General features: G+C 61.6%; 2 protein-coding genes. Both read right to left on the bottom strand.

The genetic code is table 11. The annotated features are described in order from the left end of the window. Positions 1–46 precede the first annotated feature (46 nt). Complete coding sequence (locus tag WH91_RS20895; protein ID WP_046172946.1) at positions 47–667, bottom strand: plasmid pRiA4b ORF-3 family protein; 621 nt, start codon at positions 665–667, stop codon at positions 47–49. Continuing rightward, positions 664–1,069, bottom strand: a 406-nt coding sequence (locus tag WH91_RS20890) for an IS66 family transposase (RefSeq protein WP_144408404.1), incomplete at its 5' end; no start/stop codon positions are given. The genes WH91_RS20895 and WH91_RS20890, both read right to left, overlap by 4 nt.

Genomic DNA, 1,069 nt, shown 5'->3' with positions numbered 1-1,069 from the left:
AAGCATCTGGTGAGGACGGCGGCGGGCTGAGGATTTCAGCGTATGGCTATTTGTTGATGCGCGCCTTTGCAGCGTTGCGGCGGGCGGCGATGCGGCCGAGAGCGTATTTGATCGGCAACTCCTCGATGACATCGGGGTCATAGTCATCAAGGTATTGGACGGCCTCGGCGTGATCGGGATTCTCCGGCTCGTTTCGGGCTTTGAGCAGGTCATAGAAGCCGGGAATGCCGCCGCAGTCTTCCGGTGGTCCTGCGCCCTCACCGGCAATGTAGCGCGGGTAGGAGATTTCGGGGTCGCCGGCGCGAACGTTCGTGACCATGATACGATGTTCCCAATAGTCCCCGAAGTCGTACACATAGTCGATAACGGTGCTTTTTGTCTTGAGCACGTCGCGCAGCCGGACCTTGGTCGCCTGTTTGCGCGGCTCGGTTCCCCAGTCTTGATCCATCGGCAGGCCATATCTCTGTTCGCCGATGGTGAACTCCCACAGGTGATAGTCGAACCAGCCGATCGTTATCTGGATGATGTCGTGCAGCACCTTGAGGGTGATCGAGGTGGGGACCTCGACCTGGCGCCAGATCAACGGATCGGTGTCCGTGAGTTGGATGCGAAGCGTGGCTATCTCGTTCAGGCTTTCGGACGCGGAAGCTACCTTGGTCGGGTTCACGCCGCCCTCCTGTCAGAGGACACTGCCCAGTGCCAGGGCAGCAGATCGTCCAGTTGGTGGCTGGGGTAATTGGCGATGCGGGCCAGGACATCGGCCAGCCAGGCCTGCGGATCGACATCGTTGAGCTTGGCGGTGACGATGAGGCTGTACATGAATGCGGCCCGCTGCCCGCCGCGGTCGGAGCCGGCGAATAGCCAGGCCTTGCGCCCCAGGGCAATGCCCCGAAGGGCCCGCTCGGCGGCATTGTTGGTCAGGCACACAAGGCCATCGTCGAGGAACCTGGTGAACACCGGCCAGCGCTTGAGCATATAGTCCATGGCTTTGGCCAGATCGTCGTGGCGCGATAGGCCGGGGCGGTGCTTGAGCATCAGGGCTTCGAGCTCGTCCACCAATGGTGCGCTG

The organism is Devosia psychrophila (assembly GCF_000971275.1).
Classification (GTDB): Bacteria; Pseudomonadota; Alphaproteobacteria; order Rhizobiales; family Devosiaceae; genus Devosia; species Devosia psychrophila.
The sequence above is the reverse complement of the archived record's forward strand: the minus strand, read 5'-3'. Positions and strand labels throughout refer to the sequence as shown.